This is a genomic window from Catalinimonas alkaloidigena (assembly GCF_900100765.1).
In the GTDB taxonomy this organism is placed as follows: domain Bacteria; phylum Bacteroidota; class Bacteroidia; order Cytophagales; family Flexibacteraceae; genus Mooreia; species Mooreia alkaloidigena.
This window is the reverse complement of sequence record NZ_FNFO01000001.1, coordinates 492,048-514,745: the sequence shown is the minus strand read 5'-3', so window position 1 is coordinate 514,745 and position 22,698 is coordinate 492,048. Positions and strand designations below refer to the sequence as shown.

Annotated in this window: 15 protein-coding genes; 5 read left to right on the top strand and 10 right to left on the bottom strand. The window is 54.4% G+C overall.

Annotated features, from left to right (window positions below; all coding sequences use genetic code 11):
* Positions 1–980: 980 nt before the first annotated feature.
* From BLR44_RS01935 to BLR44_RS01925, 3 genes are all read right to left on the bottom strand, one after another.
* Complete coding sequence (locus BLR44_RS01935; protein WP_089678376.1) at positions 981–1,583, bottom strand: SiaB family protein kinase; 603 nt, start codon at positions 1,581–1,583, stop codon at positions 981–983.
* 248 nt (positions 1,584–1,831) lie between these two features.
* On the bottom strand, positions 1,832–2,461 hold the full coding sequence (locus BLR44_RS01930; RefSeq protein ID WP_089678374.1) for a tetratricopeptide repeat protein: 630 nt from the start codon (positions 2,459–2,461) through the stop codon (positions 1,832–1,834).
* An 89-nt stretch (positions 2,462–2,550) separates the two neighbouring features.
* Positions 2,551–3,423, bottom strand: a complete 873-nt coding sequence (locus tag BLR44_RS01925) for a hydroxymethylglutaryl-CoA lyase (RefSeq protein ID WP_089678372.1) — start codon at positions 3,421–3,423, stop codon at positions 2,551–2,553.
* Positions 3,424–3,820: 397 nt separating this feature from the next.
* Between BLR44_RS01925 and BLR44_RS01920 the strand changes: the two genes are divergently transcribed.
* On the top strand, positions 3,821–4,771 hold the full coding sequence (locus tag BLR44_RS01920) for a hypothetical protein (RefSeq protein ID WP_218126993.1): 951 nt from the start codon (positions 3,821–3,823) through the stop codon (positions 4,769–4,771).
* A 356-nt stretch (positions 4,772–5,127) separates the two neighbouring features.
* Here the strand turns inward: BLR44_RS01920 and BLR44_RS01915 are convergent, their stop codons facing one another.
* Positions 5,128–6,633 (bottom strand): hypothetical protein, encoded by a 1,506-nt coding sequence (locus tag BLR44_RS01915; RefSeq protein WP_143017063.1) that lies wholly within the window; start codon positions 6,631–6,633, stop codon positions 5,128–5,130.
* A gap of 457 nt (positions 6,634–7,090) precedes the next feature.
* Here BLR44_RS01915 and dnaE point away from each other — a divergent pair, with 457 nt between their 5' ends.
* The gene (gene dnaE / locus BLR44_RS01910; RefSeq protein WP_089678366.1) at positions 7,091–10,630 is read left to right on the top strand and encodes a DNA polymerase III subunit alpha; all 3,540 of its coding nucleotides are present in this window, start codon (positions 7,091–7,093) and stop codon (positions 10,628–10,630) included.
* Positions 10,631–10,766: 136 nt separating this feature from the next.
* Positions 10,767–11,093, top strand: coding sequence for a thioredoxin (gene trxA, locus BLR44_RS01905; RefSeq protein WP_089678364.1), 327 nt, complete (start codon positions 10,767–10,769; stop codon positions 11,091–11,093).
* 84 nt (positions 11,094–11,177) lie between these two features.
* Here the strand turns inward: trxA and BLR44_RS01900 are convergent, their stop codons facing one another.
* Positions 11,178–11,768, bottom strand: coding sequence for a porin family protein (locus BLR44_RS01900; protein ID WP_089678361.1), 591 nt, complete (start codon positions 11,766–11,768; stop codon positions 11,178–11,180).
* Between the two features lie 933 nt (positions 11,769–12,701).
* Between BLR44_RS01900 and BLR44_RS29260 the strand changes: the two genes are divergently transcribed.
* The gene (locus tag BLR44_RS29260) at positions 12,702–12,827 is read left to right on the top strand and encodes a hypothetical protein (RefSeq protein ID WP_262482268.1); all 126 of its coding nucleotides are present in this window, start codon (positions 12,702–12,704) and stop codon (positions 12,825–12,827) included.
* Positions 12,828–13,023: 196 nt separating this feature from the next.
* On the top strand, positions 13,024–14,319 hold the full coding sequence (locus BLR44_RS01895) for a DUF4861 family protein (RefSeq protein ID WP_089678358.1): 1,296 nt from the start codon (positions 13,024–13,026) through the stop codon (positions 14,317–14,319).
* A 119-nt stretch (positions 14,320–14,438) separates the two neighbouring features.
* Here the strand turns inward: BLR44_RS01895 and BLR44_RS01890 are convergent, their stop codons facing one another.
* From BLR44_RS01890 to BLR44_RS01870, 5 genes are all read right to left on the bottom strand, one after another.
* Positions 14,439–15,788, bottom strand: a complete 1,350-nt coding sequence (locus BLR44_RS01890) for a TolB-like translocation protein (protein ID WP_143017062.1) — start codon at positions 15,786–15,788, stop codon at positions 14,439–14,441.
* Between the two features lie 100 nt (positions 15,789–15,888).
* On the bottom strand, positions 15,889–17,466 hold the full coding sequence (locus BLR44_RS01885; protein WP_089679085.1) for a RagB/SusD family nutrient uptake outer membrane protein: 1,578 nt from the start codon (positions 17,464–17,466) through the stop codon (positions 15,889–15,891).
* 33 nt (positions 17,467–17,499) lie between these two features.
* On the bottom strand, positions 17,500–20,856 hold the full coding sequence (locus BLR44_RS01880) for a SusC/RagA family TonB-linked outer membrane protein (RefSeq protein ID WP_245705945.1): 3,357 nt from the start codon (positions 20,854–20,856) through the stop codon (positions 17,500–17,502).
* A 105-nt stretch (positions 20,857–20,961) separates the two neighbouring features.
* Positions 20,962–21,915, bottom strand: coding sequence for a FecR family protein (locus BLR44_RS01875; protein WP_089678354.1), 954 nt, complete (start codon positions 21,913–21,915; stop codon positions 20,962–20,964).
* Positions 21,916–22,008: 93 nt separating this feature from the next.
* Positions 22,009–22,629: an RNA polymerase sigma factor gene (locus BLR44_RS01870; protein WP_089678352.1), complete on the bottom strand. Its 621-nt coding sequence runs from the start codon at positions 22,627–22,629 to the stop codon at positions 22,009–22,011.
* Positions 22,630–22,698 lie beyond the last annotated feature (69 nt).

Here is a 22,698-nt window from a genome sequence, read left to right as displayed (position 1 = left end):
GAAGTGCCCGAGCCGTCTCTGGCTGTATTCCAGTTACTTAATGCACTAAATGCATTTGAACCTTGAGAGTAATAGTCAACTGCCAGTACTGGGCTTGCTAAAAAGCTCAGTAAAAGCAGCCAAATATTACGCCTCCAAATCGATTTGATACCCATCGTTGTAGTAGCCTGAATGAATAGTCGAATTCTATTTTGCTTTCTAGGCAAGCTAAAACGATGGGTATCATTCACCGAAACCGTAACGGAGCCTCCTCAAACAGGAGACAGGTTCTTTACAAAAGGTTAGGGAAAAACCCTTGATAACGGCGTAAGAAAAACGACCGAACTTTTGAGACTAAATAAGTAGAAACACCTTAAAGGGCCTTGTCTCAAGCCGTTCAGGCAGATTTACTGTCCTATGCGCATTATTATCCACACAATTCCCTGAAATAAGATCTGCATCAAAATTGTGATCCGATTCCGAGCACGCATCTGTAAGGTATAAGGCGGCATCCAAAAAGCTGATGCAAAAAGTAATGCTATGTGCCGATTCTCTACGAGTAGCGATTTGGCTTAAGGGGGGGAAAGTGAGATGGGTAAATATGAAAAAAAATCTATATATGAATTTATCAACAAAATTTAAAAGGATAAAGGCAATCCGTGTTGATGCTGGTAATTTTCTATATCGTGTTTTCCTACTTTATTTATTACGTAGCATCCCTTTATCTACTTGATTTTGAAGCTCCTGCATCCCTTTAAAGCCACATATAAGTCAGCATAGAGTCTGATTCTTAATAAAGATATAGTTTTTTCGATTCTATTGCCGAAAATGCAATCACAAGGTATAATTAATACAATTAAAGAAACACCATACACCCCTAAGCATACGATAAATTACATGCCTGACGCATTGTGTGCGACAGACTGCACTATAGAAAAAGACAGAACAAGGAAAGATTATACACGGCAGAGAGCCGTTCTGCAGCTTAATTCAAAGTGGGGTCAGGCGTCGATGCACACTTCCATAGAGAAGAAATCGTATTCAGCATCGATCGGTTGAATTTCGTACTGTATCTTATTACCCGATCGCCGGGCAATATCAAGAATACCGATGCCGGCGCCGTTGCGGTTGCGCGTGCGACTGAAATCCTTATTCGCCAGAATCGAACGATAGTTCAAGCGCAATTCCTCTTTCGACATAAGGTTAATCTTGTCGAGACGAGCGCTCAACTGGGTCGATTTTTCCTTAACGATGTAATTGCCTGTGAATACGAAGTAACGCTTCAGGATACGGCTGATGATCAATACCGAATCACCGTATTTCCGGGATGGCCCCTCACAATCAGCGTGATGAAAAACATTCTGTAAAGATTCAATCAGCACGTTGAGCAGGCGTTTCCGAAGAAGTGTTTCCACTTTCATCTCTGAAAACCGCACTTCGGCCAACTGAAGGATGCATGAAATAATGTTGCTGCTGAGATCACCCCGATAGGCCAGTATGACGTTGTCGGCCTGCATACGCTGGTGAAATTGACGCAAATCGGGGACGTACGGGGCTTCGACAGCTCCGGCACTTACCTGGGTACGCGGCAAAGTGTTGAACATATGCATCAAAAAATAAGAGCCCCTTCAGTAAAAAGTAATAATTGACCTCCTTTACAGAACGCAAATTTTCATAAATTTATATAGTTGCTCTGTTAATCACAATTGTCCGACGCAATTATTTTATCACTTCCTGGCAATCATCTAGCGTAGTAAGCGCAGATTCATCTTACCGTTTTCAATAGCAAATCCCTATCCGCGCAGGCTGATAGGGATTCTTGTATAACGCTTGCCTTTGGAGCAACAGGATTTTATTTACTGTTGCACAGTTCTCTGATCTTGTTATAAGCATTCAGATCGCCCAACTCTCCTGCCCGGCTCAGGTCCAGGCATCCGTCCTCTTTCTCGCCCAGGGCAATTTTCAGAACGCCCCGCAAGTAGAAGGCATCTTTATTACTGGCGTTGATCGAAATAATCTTTGTGAAATCAGCGATAGCATCCTGATAGGAATCCAGTTCGCGCTTGGCCTGACCACGCTGGTAGTAAGCATCTTCGAAAGCAGGACGCAACTCGATTGTTTTGCTAAAGTCGGCAATAGCGCCGTAGTAGTCTTGTAGCTGCACTTTCGACAAACCACGCCAGTAATAGGCTTCGTATTGCTGAGGATTGAGCTCGATAGAACGCGTAAAATCTCGAATGGCCCCGAAATGGTCGTCCAGTTTCTCTTTACTGGCACCTCGCAGAAAATATGAGTTAGCTGAAGTCGGATTGGCTTCCAGGGAGCTTGTCAAGGCCCGAATGGCTCCTACATAGTCTTGCAACTGGTGCTTTTCATTGCCCTCTCGGAAGTAACGTTCTGCATTGGCAAAATCCTGTGCCTGCACCGAAGCTACCAAACCTAATGCGCAAACCAGACTGAGGAGATATGATCGCTGTGACATAGCTGAATTAGTATTAATATTGTTACAAAGTTAACCATAAGGGTTTGATCCAAGACCTTGTAAATATTATTACAAATTACATCGTAAGGCTAGCGCGTTTCTCCCCCTCGAAACACTTCTGGAATCATCTGCAACGCGCCAGAAAGGGCCTCTTCCTGAATAGGCAGCTTGACCGCAGCCGCCTTCAACCAACGTAAGAGACGCTCGGTGGGTACATTGCCTGTGAGTTCTTCACGTGCCATAGGGCATCCTCCGTACCCACCCAATGCACCGTCGAATCGTCGACAGCCAGCCTCGTAAGCAGCGGCAATCTTTTCTTCAACAGCAGCCGGAGTGGTGTGCAAATGCACGCCGATTTCGAGCTGCGGAAATGCGGGAATCACGGCTTCAACTACTTGTCGAATCAATGCGGCATCTGCCATGCCGGTCGTATCGGCTAACGAGACAATACGAATGTCCAGTGCAGCCAAACGCGTAAGAAAATTGCCAATCAGCTCAGGATGATACACATCTCCGTAAGGGTTGCCGAAACCCATCGAAAGGTAGACCACCAGGGTTCGGCCGTGCTTGACACACAAATTTTGTAGTGTTTCCACCAACTGAAGCGCCTCCTCAATCGAACGATTGGTATTGCGTTGCTGAAAAGTTTCCGAAATCGACAAAGGAAACCCGAGGTACGAAACGTTCGGGTGGAGCAAGGCTTCTTCGGCTCCACGTAGGTTTGCAACGATGGCCAAAAGTCGCGTGGCAGTACCCGCCAAATCCAACCCGGACAGCACTTCGGCGGTATCGCGCATTTGGGGCACTGCTTTCGGCGATACAAAACTACCGCAGTCCAGTGTATCGAACCCGACCCGCAAAAGCTGATTCAGGTACGCAATCTTCACTTCCGTGGGAATAAACTGAACGAACCCTTGCATGGCATCGCGTGGGCACTCTATGATTTTGACAGAAGTAAACATGATGGGGATAGAAGGTAGAATGGACAAGTCCGACGGAAATTAAGCACGCTTGCATAGCTCTATCTGAGAATCACTCCGCACGATACTCTACAGAACCGGCCCGCTTTTTGTCCTACCGGGGAATATGTCGGAATCTTACAAGGATAGCCTGCCTCAAAAAAGGACCTTGCAACGCCGACAAACCACGATAACTTTATTGATTGGTTTGATTGTCAATATTATGAAAAAGATCCTCTACATTTTAGCCTTTCTCGCCCTTTACGCATGTACTTCGGGGAAGGCCTCCTACCGCCATGGCAACTACGACCAAGCGGTTTTCCAGGCAACAGATCGCTTAAAAAGTAGCCCTAATCATAAGAAATCGCGCGAAACGCTCCGAAAAGCATACCCCGCCGCGGTGCGCTACCACCTTACGCAAATCGACAATGCCCATGCTTCCGGCAACCGCTTTCAGAACGGCGTAGCGCTGGAGAACTACCAGGCACTGAATCAGTTGGCCGAGGCTATACGCCTCAGCCCCGGTGCCCTGGCCGTTATTCCTCAACCTAACGATTATCACCGGGAAGTAAACGATTACCGCAATCGCGCAGCGGCGGAGCGGTATGCAGCCGGCGAAGCGGCCATGAAACTGGGGCATCGCCAGGGCTACATCGAAGCCTATGACCACTTCCAGATGGCGCAGTCGTATGCGCCCGGCTACAAAGATGTAACACGGAAAATCGATGAAGCACGTTACCTGGCCACCGTCAAGGTGCTGGTCGAACAAGTTCCGGTGCCTTCGGTCAATTACCAGCTGAGCATCGAGTTCTTTCAGGATCAGGTAGATCAGTTTCTGATGAATTACCGCGAAAACGAATTTGTCCAGTTTGTCTCGCCCCGCGAGCAGATCAAAGAAGGGCCCGATCAAATCATCCAGATTCGCATTGACGACTTCATGGTAGGCCAAACCAACAACTTCAGCGACAGTAAAGAATTTACGCGCGATTCTGTGGTAGTAGGACAGGTGAAATTAGACAACGGCGAAGACGCCGATGTGTACGGAACGGTTAAGGCGAACTTTATTGAATACCGCCAAGAGATTAAATCGAATGGGCTGGTCACCATGCGCATCCTCGACGGACGGACACGCCAGGTGCTGGTGCATGAAAAATATCCCGGCGAATTTGTGTGGGTGAGCCAATGGGCTAACTACAAAGGCGACGAGCGGGCCTTGAGCAAAGACCAGTTGAAACTCACGCGGTTGCGTCCTCAAACACCTCCCCCGCCCCAACAGATGTTCATCGAGTTCTGCAAACCCATTTACGGCCAGTTACAGAGCCGTGTCCGCAATTACTACGCGCGCCTCTGATCCTTGCTAGTGCTTCACCTATTATCATTAGGCAGTTTTCCGGTTGCGGAAAACTGCCTTTTTTCATCTTCAAAAGGCGGTAGAGACAGGACCACAGAGTAAGACGGTGATCGGTCCGCACCTATCACGCCGATTTCCAGTTCTCAACCGACCCCCTATCGACATACACAGATCAAGGACGGCTGTAAAAGCGATGGCTTAGCGTTGGTGTGGCATAAAGCCAGTAGCAATAAAATCGGTTGAGGCCAACGCGTAGCACCCTATGGCGTTTGCAGTATACTAGACAAAAAATAAGCCGCTCCCGAGACCGAGAGCGGCTTGCACATGAAATAAGCAAGTGTTGAATTAGTGCTTAATTAAAGTCCGCTTGCCGATTGGGCAATATTTTCTTCGGTCATTACCGGCTCTAGTGTGTTGTCCTGAGATAGTATGTTTTGCGAAATAGTACACTCTACGGTGCCTACTTCATCGCGGCTCAGGCTGGTAAGCCAGAAGTGGTTTCCGCCGTTGCCTTTGGTCATTTTGGTTCCATCGGCCACGGAATTGGACCAGCCCGCCAGCAAAATGCCGTTGTCTTGCGGCAGGATCCGAATCAGTCGATCTTCGCCCGTACCACCATAGGTGGCATCCCACTTTTTGGTACCACGCTCGTCTACCGACAAAAGCCAATAGTCGTAATTTCCCAGGTTGGCTCCGTCTTTAGCGCCCTGCATTGACAGAGAGTTGGAAATTCCGCCGATCAGGAAGTTGCCGTCATCGGAACTTACTACGTTGTAGGCAATCTCGTCGCTGTTGCCCCCGAAGCGCTTCTCCCAGATCAGTTCGCCCCCCGCGTTCAGTTTGGCCAGCCAGATGTCTTTGCTAAACTGACTTACGGCATTTTGGGGTTGCACCATAAAGACGCTGTTCTGAATGTAGCCCGCCACCAGATAGCCGCCCTCACGCGTGGGCGTTACAGAATAGATGGCTTCGTTGGCCGGATTTTCACTCACGAAGCGCCAGCGCTCGTTCAGTTGCCCATCCAGTTGGACGACGAACGCGTTGCGTTCCTGCAGGCTTTCTTCCGAGTCGGTATCGTCCTGAATCAGGTTCCCTTCCTGCTTCGATTCTTCCAGGCTCATCATGGTGCTGTGGCCTGCCAGCAGGTAACCGCCATCGGTCGTGCAAATGATTTTCTCTACTTTATCGTGGTGCGGTGTTCCGATACGCTTGTCGCGCATTACCACCCCATTTTTGTTAATCTCTACCAACCAAAGGTCGTAGCCTCCAAATTGCTTGTCGCGCCCCAGATCGCCTGTCTCCGGCAACGAGTTGGTACGTCCGCTCATCAGGTAGGTGCCGTTTTTGGTCAGGGTAATGGACGATACCGACTCTTTAAAGTATCCTCCCAGGCGGCGTTCCCACAGCAATTCTTTTCCATCGAACGAGATTTTGGCCATCCAGATGTCCGTAATCCCGTTGCGGTAAGGGTCTGTAGAAGGCATCGAAATGTTCCCGCTTGCTTTTAGGGCAGTGGTATAACCCGCCACCACGAAGCCCCCATCATTAAGGGTATCTTCGGTGACAGTCTGTACATAATCGTCGTTCATACTGCCGATCAGCCGCTGCCATTCCAGGTTGTTGTGCTTGTCCAGTTTCACAATCCAGTAATCCAGGTCAAAGCGACCAATGTTGACAACGGAGCGGTAGCCAACCAGCAGAAGTCCTCCGTCGCGGGTGCGGATCGCATCCTGCAGCCGTTCGGTTTGGGTCGTGCCGAACTGAAAGTCGAGGTCCTGACAATAATCCGGCTGGGCTACGGCGCGCTCTGCAGCCCCTCCCAAGAGCAGAGCTAATAATGCTAAGAGATATAGCTTTTTCATGTGCTGTACGTGGTAATTAACTAATTCAACACTACAAAGAAACGTACGTAACATTAATTAACCTAATATCAACATTATTCAACCTCCGAAAATCATATCCCGCCGCCGCTGAAGTTCATTTTTATGCTTTTTCTCCAGACTACCGGGAGCAAACCTTACATCACTTTTAGCTCTCGCAACGCTTTCTTAATCCGTCCTACCTTCTTACGACTCATTTTAGACATGCCAAGAAGTGTAAAAACATTACACATTGACCCATCCGATTATTTTATTGAATTATTTTCACAATGCACCGTGCACGCCGGAGCAAGAAAAGCGCAAAAAGCGAGCAAAATGAACTCCGGTCGCCGCTTCTGTGTCTCCAAGAGAACCTTCCACGCATCACCAAGGGTGTGGAAAACTTCTTATTCAGATGGTTAGCACTTTAGCTAATTTCGCTAGGTAATTTTTGTACGCTATGCCCCAATTCAGTCACCTCCACGTTCACACCCAATATTCGCTGCTCGACGGTGCCACCAACATCTCGAACATGATGAAAAAAGCGCAGGCCGATAACATGCCGGCCGTTGCGCTGACCGACCACGGGAACATGTTTGGGGCATTCAAGTTTGTGGCCGAAGCAAGTAAGTACAACGTCAAGCCCATTGTCGGTTGTGAGTTCTACTTAGTGGCCGACCGGCACAAGAAACAGTTCAGTAAGGAAGACAAGGACAACCGCAATCACCAGTTGCTGCTGGCCAAAGACCAGGCGGGTTACCGCAACCTCGCCAAGCTCTGCTCCATCGGCTACCTGGAGGGGATGTACAGCAAATGGCCGCGGATCGACAAAGAGATCTTATTAAAGTATCACGAGGGGCTGATCGCCACCACCTGCTGCATCGGGGCGGAGGTGCCCCAGGCCATCCTGAACGACAGCGAAGAGAAAGCTGAGGAACTGTTCCGGTGGTGGCTCGATGTATTCGGCGACGATTACTACGTGGAACTGCAACGCCACAAGATGGAGCAGCAGGAAAAGGTCAACGCCGTGCTGCTGCGCTTCGCCAAGAAGTATAATGTCAAAGTGATCGCCTCGAACGATGCACACTACCTCGACCGCGACGATTTCAACGCGCACGACGTACTGCTGTGCGTGAACACCGGCGAACTGAAAACCAAGCCGGTCTGGAAGGGCGATGGCTTCGGCGGTAAAGAGTACCGCTTCGGGTTTCCGAACGATGAATTCTACTTTAAGTCGACCGCCGAGATGGGAACCTTATTTAAGGATCTGCCCGAGGCGCTGGACAACACCAACGAGATTGTCGACAAGATTACGCCGCCTAAGCTGAAGCGCGACATTCTGCTGCCCAACTTCCCGATTCCAAGGGAGTTTCCCGATGCCGACGCGTACCTCCAGCACCTTTCATTCGAAGGCGCCAAGAAGCGTTACAACGGCCTGCCGCTGACGCACGAAGATACCGCGACCCTGTCCATCCCCTCGGAAGTGGAAGAGCGCATCAACCACGAGTTGCACATCATCAAAACGATGGGCTTCGCCGGGTACTTCCTCATCGTCCAGGACTTCATCAACGAAGGGCGGCGCATGGGCGTAGCCGTAGGACCGGGACGGGGTTCGGCGGCCGGATCGTGCGTGGCGTATTGCATCGGGATTACCAACATCGACCCGATCAAGTACTCCCTCCTGTTCGAACGTTTTCTCAACCCGGAACGGATTTCGATGCCTGACGTCGACGTCGACTTCGACGACGAAGGGCGGCAGCGGGTGATCGACTACGTGGTGGACAAGTACGGCAAAAACCAGGTGGCGCAGATCATCACCTACGGCTCGATGGCCGCCAAAATGTCGATCAAAGACGTAGCACGGGTGCTGGATCTGCCGCTGGCCGAAGCCAACCGCATTGCCAACCTGGTCCCGGCCAACCCCGGCATGACGCTCAAGAAAGCGTTTGAGCAGGTCCCCGAACTGGTCGAAATCCGCAAGCTGAACAACTTGTCGGGCGAGGCGCTCCGCATGGCCGAAAAACTGGAGGGTTCGGTGCGCGGCACGGGTATCCACGCAGCGGGAGTCATCATCGCGCCGGACGACATCACCGACTACATTCCGGTCTGTACCGCCAAAGATGCCGACCTGATGGTGACGCAATTCGACGGCAAAGTGATCGAAGACGCGGGCATGCTGAAGATGGACTTTCTGGGGCTGAAGACCCTGACCATCATCAAAAAAGCCATCGACCTGATCGAACAGAACCACGGTGTCAAGATCGATCCGGACCAGATTCCGCTCGACGATGCCAAGACCTACGAACTCTACCAGCGCGGCGATACGGTCGGGACGTTCCAGTTCGAGTCCGAAGGCATGCGGATGTACCTCAAAGACCTGAAACCCACCAACATTGAAGATCTGGTGGCCATGAACGCCCTTTACCGTCCGGGGCCGATGCAGTTCATTCCGAACTTCGTGGAACGAAAGCACGGCCGCGAGCCGGTCGAGTACCCCCACCCGCTGCTGGAAGAGATTCTGAAAGATACGCAGGGCATTATGGTCTACCAGGAGCAGATCATGCAGACGGCACAGATCCTGGCGGGCTATTCGCTCGGAGCTGCCGACCTGCTGCGCCGCGCGATGGGAAAAAAGAAGCTGGACGAGATGGCCAAGCAGCGCGAGATCTTCATCAAAGGTGCGAAAGAGAAACACGACATCCCCAAGAAAAAGGCGGAAGAAGTGTTCGACATCATGGAGAAGTTCGCCGCCTACGGCTTCAACCGTTCGCACTCGGCTGCCTACTCCGTCGTGGCGTTCCAGACGGGCTACCTCAAGGCCAACTACCCCGCCGAATACATGGCGGCCGTGCTGACCAACTGGATCGGGAACATCGAAAAGATCACCTTCTTTATGGAAGAGTGTAAGCGGATGGGCATCCCGGTGCTGGGGCCGGACGTGAACGAATCGAGCGTGACGTTCTCGGTCAACCAACAGGGGCAAATTCGTTTCGGACTCGGGGCGATCAAAGGGGCGGGCGAAGCCGCCGTCCACAGCATCATCGAAGAGCGGGAGAAAAACGGACCCTACACGGACCTGTTCGACTTTGCACGACGGGTCAACCTGCGGGCCGTCAACAAAAAAACGTTCGAAAGCCTGGCCTACGCCGGCTCGTTCGATGCGTTCGGGTTGCAGCGCTCTCAGTACTTCTATTCGACCGAAGAAGACAAGCAGACGCTGCTGGAAAAGGCCATCCGCTACGGCAACCTGTACCACGAAAACAAGAACAATTCGCAACAAACGCTTTTCGCCAGTTTCGGAGGCGGCGAACAGGAAGTACCACTCCCGCGCATTCCGCAGTGCGAACCGTGGGGACAACTCGAAAAGCTCAAGAACGAGAAAGACGTGGTCGGGTTCTTCATTTCCGGCCATCCGCTCGACCAGTTCCGGCTCGAGATCGAAAGCTTCTGTACATGTTCGCTTCTGGGGCTGGAAGATCTGTCGCGGTACCGAAACCAGGAAATCAACATTGCGGGCATTGTCACCAAAAAAGCGGTGCGCATGACCAAAAACGGTGATCCGTTCGCCATCTTCACCCTGGAAGACTACGACGGCGCCACCGAACTTTTCCTTTTTGGAGATAACTATGTGCAGCTTGGCGGCTACGTCGAGATCGACCGCTTTTTGTTTGTGCGCTGCCGGGTAGAACAACGCCGGGGCACTGACCAGTGGCAGCTCCGTCCGCTCAGCATTGAGCTACTGAACGGCCAGCGCGAGAAACGCGCCAAAGGATTACGCGTGCGCGTGCCGGTGCAGCGTCTCAATCCGGAGTTGTTTGCCCAACTGGAAGAGGCCTTTACTACCCACCCCGGCCAGTGTCAGTTGAACATTTGCCTGCAACACCCGGGAGATCCTAAACCAATTGAGTTAATTTCGCGCCGTTTCAAGGTAGTGCCCAGCAACGAACTGATCGACCAACTAACCACACTGGGCGGCCTGACGTGCGAGGTGATTACCTAACCTTCTGATTTTCAACGACCGAAGCCACAACTCTCGGAAATGTCGTACGTACGACATTCTAGAAGGAACTTTCAGAGTCGTTTTTTCTTTTCATTAGCAATACTGATTTGTACAATTACTTAATCAATTTGATATAATGGCAAAAGCAATCGAAGTAACCGACGCCAACTTTGATGAAATCATCAACACAGAGAAACCCGTCCTGATTGACTTCTGGGCAGAATGGTGCGGTCCTTGCAAAATGATCGGGCCTGTTGTAGAAGAACTCGCCGGTGAGTACGAAGGAAAAGCTGTGGTCGGGAAACTGGATGTAGACAGCAACCCGGAAGTGTCGATGAAGTACGGCATCCGTAGCATTCCTACGCTGCTGGTCTTCAAAGACGGTCAACTGGTGGACAAGCAAGTCGGTGCCGTAGGCAAACGCGTACTGGCCGACAAGCTGGACGCGCAGTTTGCGTCATAAAAACGTTACAAAATCCGTTACATAAAACGCCCCGTGGCTAACCAGCCACGGGGCGTTTCTATTGAGTGTCGATTGTACGACCGCTTAGAAGCGTACGTTCACGCCAAACTGAAGGGGCGCTTTGGCGATGCCCGCCTCGGCGTATACGCCAATGTTTTCAAGGAAGAAATACCGCACACCAATCGTCGTTTCGAAGCCCAGGGGGTTGAGGGCGCCAATCTTATTTTCCGACGAGTCATCCGGATTGTTGTCCTCGTACGACCACGCCCCGAAACGGTAGCCGATGCCCGCTCCCCAAAAAGCATCCAGCTTTTCGGTGTTGGCAAAGTGAATGTTGACACGCCCCAGGATGCTGGTGTTGCGCCAGTTGACGCGGTAGTTGTACGTCTCACCGTTGTATTCCTCGTTGTAACGTACATTAACACCGACGTGCGCGACGTTGAGGCCGATGCCTACGCGATCGGAGACGCCGTACTCGAATTTCCCGAAGAATGGCCCGACACCGGTGTAATCATAGCCGGCTTCGCTTTCGTAGGTACTGAAAAGGGTTTTGTTCAGGTTGCCGATGCCGTAGCCCAGGCTGATCACGGAAGTTCCCTGCTCAAAGGCTTGGGCAAATACCCCTGCCGACAGAAGCATGAGGACAGCCACGTACAGAATACTTGTTTTACGCATGTTGCTAAAGGGTTTAGTGGTTAATTAGAGGTAAATCGTTCGGGCAAGTATAGAAATAAGTTTGTCGCTTGTCTCAGAAAGGCGTGTGTTCATATGTAATAATCATCCTATAATCCATTGATTTACCGATAGTTGGTTTAGGATTACATACATTTCAGCCCCTGTGCACACGCGGCGATCTTCATCTCCTCGTGCCTGAACGAGAGCTAATCAAAGACTTTGCCACAATGCACGCCACGCACCTGTGCGCAAAACGGTGAACTTGGCAACGGTTCTTTACACCAGCATTTTTTGCGGTTCTTTCCAGCCGCCCGTTGTCATACAAGGATCGGGGCAAGGCAACGTTTTATAGACGTCGAAGGGCCGACTGTAGGCGGAGAAGACGGCTCCGTCGTACCGCACCGTGCGCCAAAGCCCATCGTTTTTCTAAATGTCCGACCAGGTAAAGATTTGCCCGCTTTTAAAATTCCGAGACCTTTTTTGTCAGGTCCGGCATGTGCTTTCTTCGTGAGGAAGACTTGACAAAAGAATTTTGTAAGTAGCTGATTGCCAATGCGTATCCGGGGTTGTGCGTTACTACGAAGCATGAAGGCCGAAAAGCCCTTCCAAAGGCGCCAAACGGTGCCTCAGTCGCCCTCCTGACGAAGCATCGGGCACGGCAGGCTGGCACGATGTATGATATACCAATAAAAGTAATTCGTCGTTTTAAAATCCTCGAAAGCCTCTTAGGTTACCTCAAGGTACCGACACGTATTACTTTGGAAGGTTGCCCAAAGCACCGTTACTTTGAACCACTGAACAGATTGGGCATTACACTTTACATTACATTTTCAACTTCTTATGAGACAGACACTTCGCCTTCATAACCGTGGTAGGAACTCAGGCAAAAGTCTACTTGAAAAAATCATTGACGAGAAGCAAAAGACGATTGTCATGCAGTACTACAAAGTGCAGTACTGGAAGCGCTATGCGAAAGAATTGGAAGGCATTGTGGATGGCTTGGAAAACGAACTGATTGGCTACGAGAACGCTACGCTCCTAGAAAATCGCTGTAACTAAGCTCTTTCACCCCGTATATTGATTAGGCATAATCACGTGCCCGTCTGGATAGGTTCAGACGGGCGCTTTCTTTTAGGCTCCTCCGGCAGTTTTTCAAATTTGTGACGCAAAGCCCCCGGCGTCCTAACTTCTTTGGCTATCTTATGCCACCGGTTTGTTCGCGCTCCGCAATACGTTTTTTTATCGATCCCCCACCATGTTCAGAACAAGCGCACTCGCTTCTTTATTGGCCTCGTTCGTGTTCCTTTCCTGTCAATCTGCTGAAGAGCCCTCCAGCCAGGAGCTTACATTGGCCAACCCCGCTTCGATAGCCCTGACCGACCACCCGGTTGCCGTGCCACACGATGCCCTGGCCCCGCTGCCGGAGGGCAAGGTAGTTCCGCTGCTCCTGACGCCGCAGGGTGATACGATTGCCGCCCAATTGGACGACCTGGATGGCGACGGCTCGGGCGACGAACTGTTCTTTGTGATTGACCTGCCTGCCGATAGCTCCCGAACGCTACGCCTTTCGTGGGTGGCGCAGTCTCCGGATTACCCCCGCCGTACGCAGATCAGGTTCGGCAAACGCACGTCGGCCGATACGCCGGTCCAACCCCGGCAAAGCGACACCTCGTACGCAAATCAACTGCCGAAAAGCGCCGGGTTCGGCTACCAGCCCTACCAGACCGACGGTCCTTCGTGGGAAAACGACAAAGTAGGCTTCCGCCATTACCTCGACGGGCGCAACGCCAAAGATCTGTTTGGCAAACGTGTGGCCACCATGTCGCCCCGCACGGTGGGACTCGACGCCAACGGTGCGGTGGAAGACAACTACCACGTGATGGAAGCCTGGGGGCGGGACGTGATGTCCGTGGGCAATTCGGTCGGCATTGGTGGCGTTGCGATGATGATCGGCGACAGCCTCTACCGCTTGGGCGTGACCGTCGACGATACACTCAACAACGTGGCTCAGACGACGTTCAATGTCGTGACGGAAGGCCCGGTGCGCTCGATGATGCACCTCGGCTACCAACGCTGGACCCCCGACGGCACCTCGCGCACCTACACGGTCGAAGAACAACCCACCATTTGGCCCGGCATGTATGCCTACCGCAACACCGTTACGCTCAGCGGATTGCAGGGCGACGAGACGCTACTGGTCGGCATGAACAACCTGGACCCCACCGACTCGCTGACGGTCCTTGAAGTCGGCGAATGGGTAGCCCTCCTCACGCACGACCGCGAAACGTACAACCGCGAGTGGTTGCTGGGACTGGCATTGATTGTTCCGAAACAAGCGTACCTCGGCTATACGGAGGCGCCCCCGGCGGGCAGACTGGCGCAGGCCTATTTTGCCAAACTAAAAGCGCAGGAAAGCCGGCCTGTCAGCTATTACGCCGTCGGTGCGTGGGAACTGAGCGACCCGGCATTTCGGGACCCAGCCACGTTCCGTCAGTACGTGCAGCACCTTACTCAGCAAGTGGCCACCGAGGTAGACGTACAGCTACGGTAACTACCCCGTTGCCTTTCTTAAGGCCGTGCTGTAGCGGAAAAGCCATAAAAAAGCTCCCCAGGCCCTATGCATTACCCGGGGAGTGATTCAACGGAACAAAGAAAAGAAGTCAGCTCGCGCTACAAGCCCTGTGGATGCAATGGCACCATCATGATGTCGCTGTCGGTCAGCATGCTGGAGTTGAAGAGCACCCATTTGCCATCGGGGCTGATGGACTGATGCGCGTGCGCCTGGCTCGAAAACGGGCTTTGGGTGCCGGGCCGGTGGCCGGTGGTCAGTAACGTGGCGTCGCCGGTTTCGAGGTTGAGTCGGTAGATGTTGCCGTTAAATGTGTCGGCCACGCCCCATTTCAGGTCTTTGGTGCCGGCCGCGTGCCAGTAGCCCCCCAGCTCTTCGGCCTGGCCCAGCCGCTTGGTTTCCCCGGTGCGAATGTTGGTGAGCATCACGCCGGTCGGATTTTTCCGCAACCGGTCGAGGTGCCCCATGACGTTAAACAGAATGTGGTCGGGCCCGGCAAAAACCTCGTGGGTCACCCACTCGTTGGCCTTCTCTTTGTAAGCCGGTCGGTTGGTCACCTTGCCGTTTTTGTCCACCGTCAGCACCCACGTCCGCTGCGGCGCATCGCCACCCGTTTCCCAGCAATACATCATCTCGCCCGACACGTACGGGTTGGCCTGAAAGTGTCCCGTTCGGAACGGCACTTCCACCAGTTTCTCGGTACGGTTGTGGTCAAAATCGACGCTGTAGATCGCAGAGCGGTCGTCTCCTGCCCGCGTCGAAAAGAAAATGCGTTTGTCGGTGATGTCCAGACACATCCCCCCCGGATCGAGGCTATCGGGAAGCGAGGCCACCACGCGTTCGTACTGCGCCGGTGCTTTTACCTGACGTTTCTTGCTGTCGGCCAACAAACGGTCCAGATTCAGTTCGACCACCTGATGGTCGCGCAGGTGAAAGGCCACGTTCTTTTTGTGCCCGAGCAGAAGGTACCCGGTGTTGCCGGTCGTCACCTGTACGATTTCGTGGTCGTCCATCGAGATGGCGTAAAACTGCCGCACGTGGCGCGGCTGATCCCGGTCCCGGGCAAACGTCACGTTCCCGCCGGCAGCCGTGTTGCGGTTCGAGCTGAACACAATGTGCCGGCCGTTGGCCGTCCAGTTGGGATGGTCCTGGTAAATTTTGGAACTGCTGTGCCGCGAGGTGGTTAGGGCCGTAATCTTCACGCCGGTGACCGGATCGGCAATGGTCAGACTCTCGGACGGAAACCGCTGGCCAAAAATGTCGGTCCCGGCCATGTCGAACGTATTGTCTACCCCCGCCCGGTCAGAATAGTCCACACCTTCCACGACCTGTGCCGCCACCGGAAAGCTAAGCCAAACGGCACAAAGACCGGTTGCCAGGCAACAAAAGCTCTTTCGGACGGCGGACTGGAAACGGCGGGTTTTTGGGCGGGTGGTGGCATGCAGCAACATGAGAAAAACTAGGTCAGGTGAAAAAACAAGTTATAAAAACAGGCGCTTCCCCCTCCAGGCAGGACGAATCCGTTCCTCGAAGGGAAAGCGCACCTGTAAATTAATAGCCAGGATTTTGCTTCAGGCTGGGGTTGGCGTCGATGGCACGCGACGGAATCGGATAGAGCGTTCTGTACGCCTCAGACGCTTCTTTGAATTCCCAGGCGTCGGTGAACGTCCCGAAGCGAATCATGTCCCGCCTTCTTGTCATCTCGAACGCCAGTTCGCGGCCGCGCTCCTCATAAATATCTTCCAGCGTCAGGGAAGTAAGTTCGGAAGCGTTGCTCCGGGTTCGTACCTGGTTCACCAGTTCCAACGCCGCCGACGTATTGCCAGTCCGGGCCAGGGCTTCGGCTTTCATTAACAGTACATCGGCGTAGCGGATAAAGGCCAGGTCGTTGCCCGCGTTGCCCCCGTTGGTATTCGGGTCGATGCCCCACTTGATCCACTTCAGACCCGCATTCATCGGCTGGTTCCGAATGCCTGTCGCGGGAATGATGTCGTACGTTACCGGCCCTTCGGTAGAGCGATTCGGATCGTAAAGGTTGGAGTTGTTGTCCGGCACCACGCGTTCCACCAGCACCGTATCGCCGTTCCGGGGGTCTGTCAACGGACCGTATTCCAGAATCACGTCCCTGCGGACGTCGTCTTCCTCGTACAAAGCCAGCACAGAAGGTCGCGTCCCGAAGCCGTTCTGTGGCGTATAGGGCAGACCGAACAGCCCCCCCTGAATGCCCGGCAGCACTTTCTGCACCAATGCGTGCCCAATGCCGCCCGGAATGTTCGGGGTATACACCCCACCGAAAATGAATTCGGCGTTCATCTCGTTATTGGACGTGAAGTTTTCGAAGAAATCGGGCAGCAGCGTGTACGCCCCGGAGTTGATCACTTTGTCGGCATACTCGATGGTCTCTTCGTAAAATGCTTCGCCTGCGTATACCTCGCCGTTCAGGTAGGTGGTGGCGATCAGCGCGTAGGCCGCCTCCTGGGTCAAGCGTCCGTAGTACTCTTCTCCCACCACCGCTTCGGACGGCAACACCTCGGCCGCCAGTTTGAGTTCGCTCAATACAAATTCGAACACTTCGCGGCGGCTGTTCTGCTGCGGCAAATTGTTGGGATCGACGCGCGGCTCGGTGAACACCGGCACGCTGCCGAACAAATCCATCAGAAAGAAATAGGCGTATGCCCGCAGGGCGCGCAGTTCGGCAATTGGGCCGTCGATTTCGTCCGGGTCCAGGGCCGAGGCTTCCAGCGAAGCGATCAGCGCGTTGGCCTGCCCTACTGTGGCAAAGAAGGTATTCCACGCCCCGTTGAGGTAGTTGTGGTCAGGCCCCCACTTGTGTTCCATCAACTGCTCGAAGTCGTTGTTGGCCCACCAGCCCTGAATTTTGCCGTGAACCACAACCTGGTCGGCCGGAAGTTCCAGCACCCGGTACTCGACGCCCATGCCCATAATGCCGGCGAAGTTCCGGTAGACCCCGGACAGGGACGAGAGCACCGCCGCCTGGTCTGAATAAAAGGTTTCGGGCGTGTAGATGGAGTAGACGTCTTCCTCCAGCCCACACCCCGGCGCAATCAGGAAAAGTGCCACGGACGCTACGGCCAGTTTGTGGCGAATGAGTGACTTTATCGTATTCATGGTGTTTGAAATCTTGATGTGTAAAACCATTCCCTAAAACGAGAAGCTTCCGCCCAACTGGAACGTTCTGGGACGCGGGTAAGCCAGGTAGTCGATGCCCATCGGCGCAGCTCCGCCCTGGTTGGTGTTGGCCCGCACTTCCGGATCGTAGCCGGTGTAACCGGTGATGACGAACAGGTTCTGCCCCGTTACGTAAAAGCGCGCGTTCTTGAGGAAGGGAATGCTGGTGGTGTTGAGGGTGTAGCCGATGTTGAGGTTATCCAGCCGCAGGTAGCTGCCGTCTTCCAGCCACCGGGACGAGAACTGCGGAATCTGATCCCGGCTGACCGGGCTGTCGAGCGCCGAACGCAGGATGTTGATGCCGGGCGCCCCGTTGGTGTAGCCGAATTCGGCAGCGGTGTTGTTGAGGATGTCGTTCCCCACCACTCCCCGGAAGGTGATCGAAGCGTCGAAGTTCTTCCACCGGGCCGAACTGGAAATGCCGTAGATAAAATCGGGCTGAGCGCTGCCGATCACCACTTCGTCGGCTTGCCCGTCGCCGTCGGCATCGAGGTAGGTTTCCATGCCGCTTTCGTCGAAGCCCGTAAACTGCCGACCGTAGAACGTGCCCAGCGGCAGTCCCGGTCTGATGATCTGCGTACGCGCCCCGTTACTAACCACCCCGGAAACCGGTGCATTCCGAATTTCCGTCCGGGTAAACTCGTCGTTCGAGAGCGAGAGCACCTCGTTGCGGTTGCGCGAGAAATTGACGTTGGCACTCCACGTAAAATCTTTGCTCTGGACCAGGGTTGCGTTCAGCGCCACTTCGATGCCCTGGTTCTGCACCTCTCCTACGTTTGCCCACTGCGTTTCGACGACCGACGGCGCAATGGTCGAGAAGGCCAGCAGCAGGTCGGAGGTGTGCTTGCGGTAGTAATCGATCGTGGCCGAGAACCGCTCGTTCAAGAATCCGAGGTCGATCCCGACGTTCAGCTGGCTGGTCGATTCCCAGCGCAGGTTCGGGTTGGCAAAGTTGGTCGGCAACACACTGGGGATGGCCTGCCCGCCCAGCACGTACACCGCCGAGCCGCTGATCGACAGTTGCTGCCGGTAAAGGTTGTTGGGAATTTCCTGGTTGCCCGTGATGCCGTAGCCCGTGCGCAGCTTCAGGTTGCTGACGACAGCCGACTGAAAGAACGGCTCGTCGGAAATGCGCCAGGCAAACGCTCCGGACGGGAACCACCCCCGGCGGTAGTTTTCGCCGAAGCGGCTGGAACCGTCGTTCCGCAGGGTGGCCGTAAACAGGTACCGGTCCAGCAACCGGAGGTTCAACCGACCGAACACCGATTCCAGGCGGTTGGCTTCTTTGAACGAAGTGTTGGCGCGGGTTTCGCCCGACTGCATCAGGTTCCACTTCACGAAGCTGGAAACAAAGTTGTTCGCTTCCGAAAAAGTCCCTTCGCTCACAAACCGCTGAAACGAATACCCACCCAACAGCGTCAGGCTGGTGTTGCTGCCCAGTTCCTTATTGTAAGTCAGCGTACTTTCGAACAGCGTGCTGTAGTTCCGGCCTTTGGCGATGGTGACGCGCCCGTTCTGCGACTGGCCCGACGGATGCGTCGCCGGCAGGTTGGTATAGCGGTCGGTCGATGCGTCCGAGTACCCCCCGTTGAGTTTAAAAGTCAGCCCGTCGATGATGTCGAAGGCCACATCGCCACTCCCCAGAAAAAAGCCCGTGTACCGTTCGTCGTCCACGTCTACCCAGGAAACCGGGTTGATGCGCAACTCGCCGAGCTGGTAGTAACTTCCGTCGGCGTTGTAGACCGGCAGCGTAGGTGCCCAGCGGATGGCGTCTTTCAGAATGTTGCCCCCTTCGTTGTTGATGTTGGACGAAATGGGCGTATTGTCTTCGTTGATGCGGCCGTACGTCAGATTCGTGCCGATGCGCAGCTTGCCGTCGAAGGCTTTGTGGCTGGCGTTGAGCCGCCCCGTATATTTCTCCAGGCCCGACGACAGAATAACGCCCTCCTGCGACGTATAGCCGACCGAAGCGCGGTAGTTGCTGGTCGTGGTCCCGCCACCGAACGCAATGTTGTGGTTCTGGCTGATGGCCGTGCGGAAGATCTCGTCCTGCCAGTCGGTGTTCGCGCCCTCGTCAGGATACTGCAGGCCGTTGCTCTCTGCGTAGGCGCGGTATTCGCTGGCCGACAACACGGGCAGAGTTTTCCGTACGGCCGACATGCCGACGAACGCATCGTAGGTGATCGTCTCGTTGGCTTTTTTACTCTTGGTCGTAATCACGATGACGCCGTTGGCCCCGCGTGAGCCATAAATGGCCGTAGCCGACGCATCTTTCAACACGTCGATCGATTCGATGTCGGCCGGGTTCAGGGTGTTGAGCGGATTGGTCGCCTGCGACGCGAACGGCGATGAGCCCTGCGTGGAGGAGACAAACATGTTGTCGGAACCGAATTGCAGCGGCACTCCGTCGATGACGTACAGCGGATCGTTCCCCGCCGAAATGGAGTTCTCGCCCCGGATGCGCACCGTCGAAGCCGCCCCGGGCTGGCCACTGTTCTGCACGATGTTGACGCCCGCCACTTTGCCCTGCATCAGTTGTTCGGGGGCTACCACCACGCCGGTGTTGAAGCTTTCCGCCCCGATGGAGGCGACCGAGCCGGTCAGGTCTTTGCGACGCTCGGTGCCGTACCCGACCACGACTACTTCGTCGAGGGCTTTGACGTCGTCTTCCAGCTGAATCGACAGCGAAGTCTGATTCCCGACCGGTACTTCTTTCGACAGATACCCCACGGCGCTGATTACCAGCGTGGCCCCGTCGCCGACGTTCAGCGAAAATTGCCCTTCAATGTCGGTAATGGTTCCGTTCGACGTGCCTTTCTCCAGGATGTTGACGCCGGGAATCCCCTCGCCCGTCTCATCGACCACTTTCCCGGTGATGACCTGCATCACGCTCTGCGGCCGAAGCTGTGCCAGTTGCGGGGAAGATCTCGCGTGCAGCCGGGGTAGTGGCGGCACCAGTTCGCTCTGCTCCTTACGGGGCAGCGGCTTGGGCGTGATCGCATAGTAATGTTTGTTGACCTTGTGAAAACTCAGGTCGGTGTTGCGGAGAAGTTCGCCGAGGGCCTGTTCCAGGTCTTCGCCGGTGTACTCACCGACCGCCACCTGCTTGCCTTGCAACAGGTCCGACATGTAGGTGAAGGTGACGTCGTAGCGCTGTTCCAGGTTTTTGAGTGCCCCGATCAGCGACTGGGTTTGCACCTGGGTCTCTTGTGTACGCGGGTGGAGCGGTACCTCGGCCAGCGCGATGGACTGTGCGTTCAAGCCCGGCTGGAAGCCGATCCAGAAGGAAAGGCATACCGCTCCCGTGAAATGCTGTAGGGAGTATTTCATAGTAAATAAGATAGGTTGTATGTGAGTCAGCGACGCGCGGAGCCTAGGTTTCCGCGTTGCGTTCGTTTGCTGTTATTCTAGCGGGCAGAGCCGCTGCCCCCGGACTTACCGGTGAAGCCGAATCGCCTGGTTTTCTCTGGTTACCTGCAGCCCGGTAGAGGCCGAAAGCAGTTCCAGCAAGGCTTCCAGGTTGTCGGTCGGAAACGTGCCGGTCAGCCGGATCTGGTGGAGGTCGGCGTCGGCCACCACCTGCGTTCCGTAAAGCTCTTCGATCTTGGCCATGATGTCGGCCAGCGGGCGCTCATGAAAAATCAACTGGCGATCTTTCCAGGAGCCGTACTCCTGCGGATTGACCATCCGCTGCACCACCTGCCGCGCATCGCGCGATACTTCCACGAGTTCGCCGGGTTGCATCACGATCTCTTCCGGGCGCTTTTCGATCCGTAGCCGTATGCGCCCCTCCTGCAGCATCACCTGCGTTTTCTGCTGTCGCTTCCAAACGTCGAAACGGGTGCCCAGCACTTCCACCTCGACCTCGTCGGTATGCACCACAAACTTCACCCCACCCGCCGGGTTCGGCTGTTTCCGTACTTCGAAAAAGGCTTCGCCTTCCAGGTATACTTCGCGGGTGGTGCCCGCCTGCCAGTCGGTGGCGTAGCGCAACGACGAGTTGGCATTCAGAATGACGTGCGAACTATCCGGTAACCAGAGTTCCCGGGTTTCGCCGTAGGCCGTGGCCCAGCGTTGGGTCGACGGCCGCCCGTAGAGCAGATAAAGCGCAGCCCCCGCCACCAGCAAGGTTCCCACGGCCGCCGCTACGCGGTAATACTGCGGCATCCGACGCCGCACCACCGGCGAGGTGACTTCCATCCGTTCGATCGAGGTCTGCAACTGTTCGACGGCCCGCCGTACCTTCTGGTCCGACAGGTGGGGATCGAACGAAAGCTGTTCGCGAAACGCCACGGGTGGCAGCGCCTCGTCCCGGTCCGCGACGCGGGGCGGTCGCACGTCCCAAAACAGGCGACGACGAGGGCGAGGATCTGGGGAGGCGTTGTTCATTCCTTAACAGGCGTTCAGACTAGAGAAACCGGTCTTTTGAAGTTTTACCAAGCTTTCGCAAAAAATTTTAAAAAATTGTGCGTTGCCTCCGCCCTAGCAGAAAAACCACCACAGCAGCGGCGGCAACCACACGTGCAACAGTTCCAGCGTCACCAGGGCCTTGTCGCCCCGCAGGGCCGTAAACGCCCGCTGCAAATGGTTCGCCACCGTCTGGTAGTTCAGGTTCAGCACTTCGGCGATTTCGGAGAGGCTCAGGTTGCTGTAGTAGCGCAGGTAGATGATTTCGCGCTGCCGCTCGGTCAGGTGGTTGATGGCCTGCACGACCCGTTCCTTTTTTTCGGTGGAGATTTCGTCGGCAATCAGAAAATCTTCTGACGAAAACACAAAGCCCGCGTGGTGCTCCTGTCCTTCCAGCGATTCCAGGGGCATCCGCTGTTTCGTTTTCACGAATCGAAACACCCGCCTTCGTACCGCCACGGCCAGGTAGGCATGGACCGAATTTACCGGCCGCAGGGTGGCGCGATGCTGCCACAGGTGCACAAACAGGTCGTGTAACAGATGCTGGGCATCGTCCTCGTGGCGCAGCATGCCCAGGGCGTAATAATAGAGCGGGCGGTACAACCGCTCGTAGAGTTGGGTAAACGCGGCGGCATCTTCCTGCAGAAACCGCTCCCAAAGCAGCTCAGGAGTAGGCGCGGTAGCATTGGATTTCATAGGGTGGTGGGGGCAATCCAGTAGTTCCGTTGAACGTCATTGAAGCTTACACGCGCAACCGACGCTCGT

What these genes read in the sequence shown, in the direction of transcription:
- BLR44_RS01875 (WP_089678354.1), bottom strand. Translation starts at nt 21,915, where the DNA reads ATGAACAACGCCTCCCCAGATCCTCGCCCTCGTCGTCGCCTGTTTTGG.
- BLR44_RS01890 (WP_143017062.1), bottom strand. Translation starts at nt 15,788, where the DNA reads ATGTTGCTGCATGCCACCACCCGCCCAAAAACCCGCCGTTTCCAGTCC.
- BLR44_RS01925 (WP_089678372.1), bottom strand. Translation starts at nt 3,423, where the DNA reads ATGTTTACTTCTGTCAAAATCATAGAGTGCCCACGCGATGCCATGCAA.
- BLR44_RS01870 (WP_089678352.1), bottom strand. Translation starts at nt 22,629, where the DNA reads ATGAAATCCAATGCTACCGCGCCTACTCCTGAGCTGCTTTGGGAGCGG.
- dnaE (WP_089678366.1), top strand. Translation starts at nt 7,091, where the DNA reads ATGCCCCAATTCAGTCACCTCCACGTTCACACCCAATATTCGCTGCTC.
- BLR44_RS01880 (WP_245705945.1), bottom strand. Translation starts at nt 20,856, where the DNA reads ATGAAATACTCCCTACAGCATTTCACGGGAGCGGTATGCCTTTCCTTC.
- BLR44_RS01915 (WP_143017063.1), bottom strand. Translation starts at nt 6,633, where the DNA reads ATGAAAAAGCTATATCTCTTAGCATTATTAGCTCTGCTCTTGGGAGGG.
- BLR44_RS01895 (WP_089678358.1), top strand. Translation starts at nt 13,024, where the DNA reads ATGTTCAGAACAAGCGCACTCGCTTCTTTATTGGCCTCGTTCGTGTTC.
- BLR44_RS01900 (WP_089678361.1), bottom strand. Translation starts at nt 11,768, where the DNA reads ATGCGTAAAACAAGTATTCTGTACGTGGCTGTCCTCATGCTTCTGTCG.
- BLR44_RS01885 (WP_089679085.1), bottom strand. Translation starts at nt 17,466, where the DNA reads ATGAATACGATAAAGTCACTCATTCGCCACAAACTGGCCGTAGCGTCC.
- BLR44_RS01935 (WP_089678376.1), bottom strand. Translation starts at nt 1,583, where the DNA reads ATGTTCAACACTTTGCCGCGTACCCAGGTAAGTGCCGGAGCTGTCGAA.
- BLR44_RS29260 (WP_262482268.1), top strand. Translation starts at nt 12,702, where the DNA reads ATGCAGTACTACAAAGTGCAGTACTGGAAGCGCTATGCGAAAGAATTG.
- BLR44_RS01930 (WP_089678374.1), bottom strand. Translation starts at nt 2,461, where the DNA reads ATGTCACAGCGATCATATCTCCTCAGTCTGGTTTGCGCATTAGGTTTG.
- trxA (WP_089678364.1), top strand. Translation starts at nt 10,767, where the DNA reads ATGGCAAAAGCAATCGAAGTAACCGACGCCAACTTTGATGAAATCATC.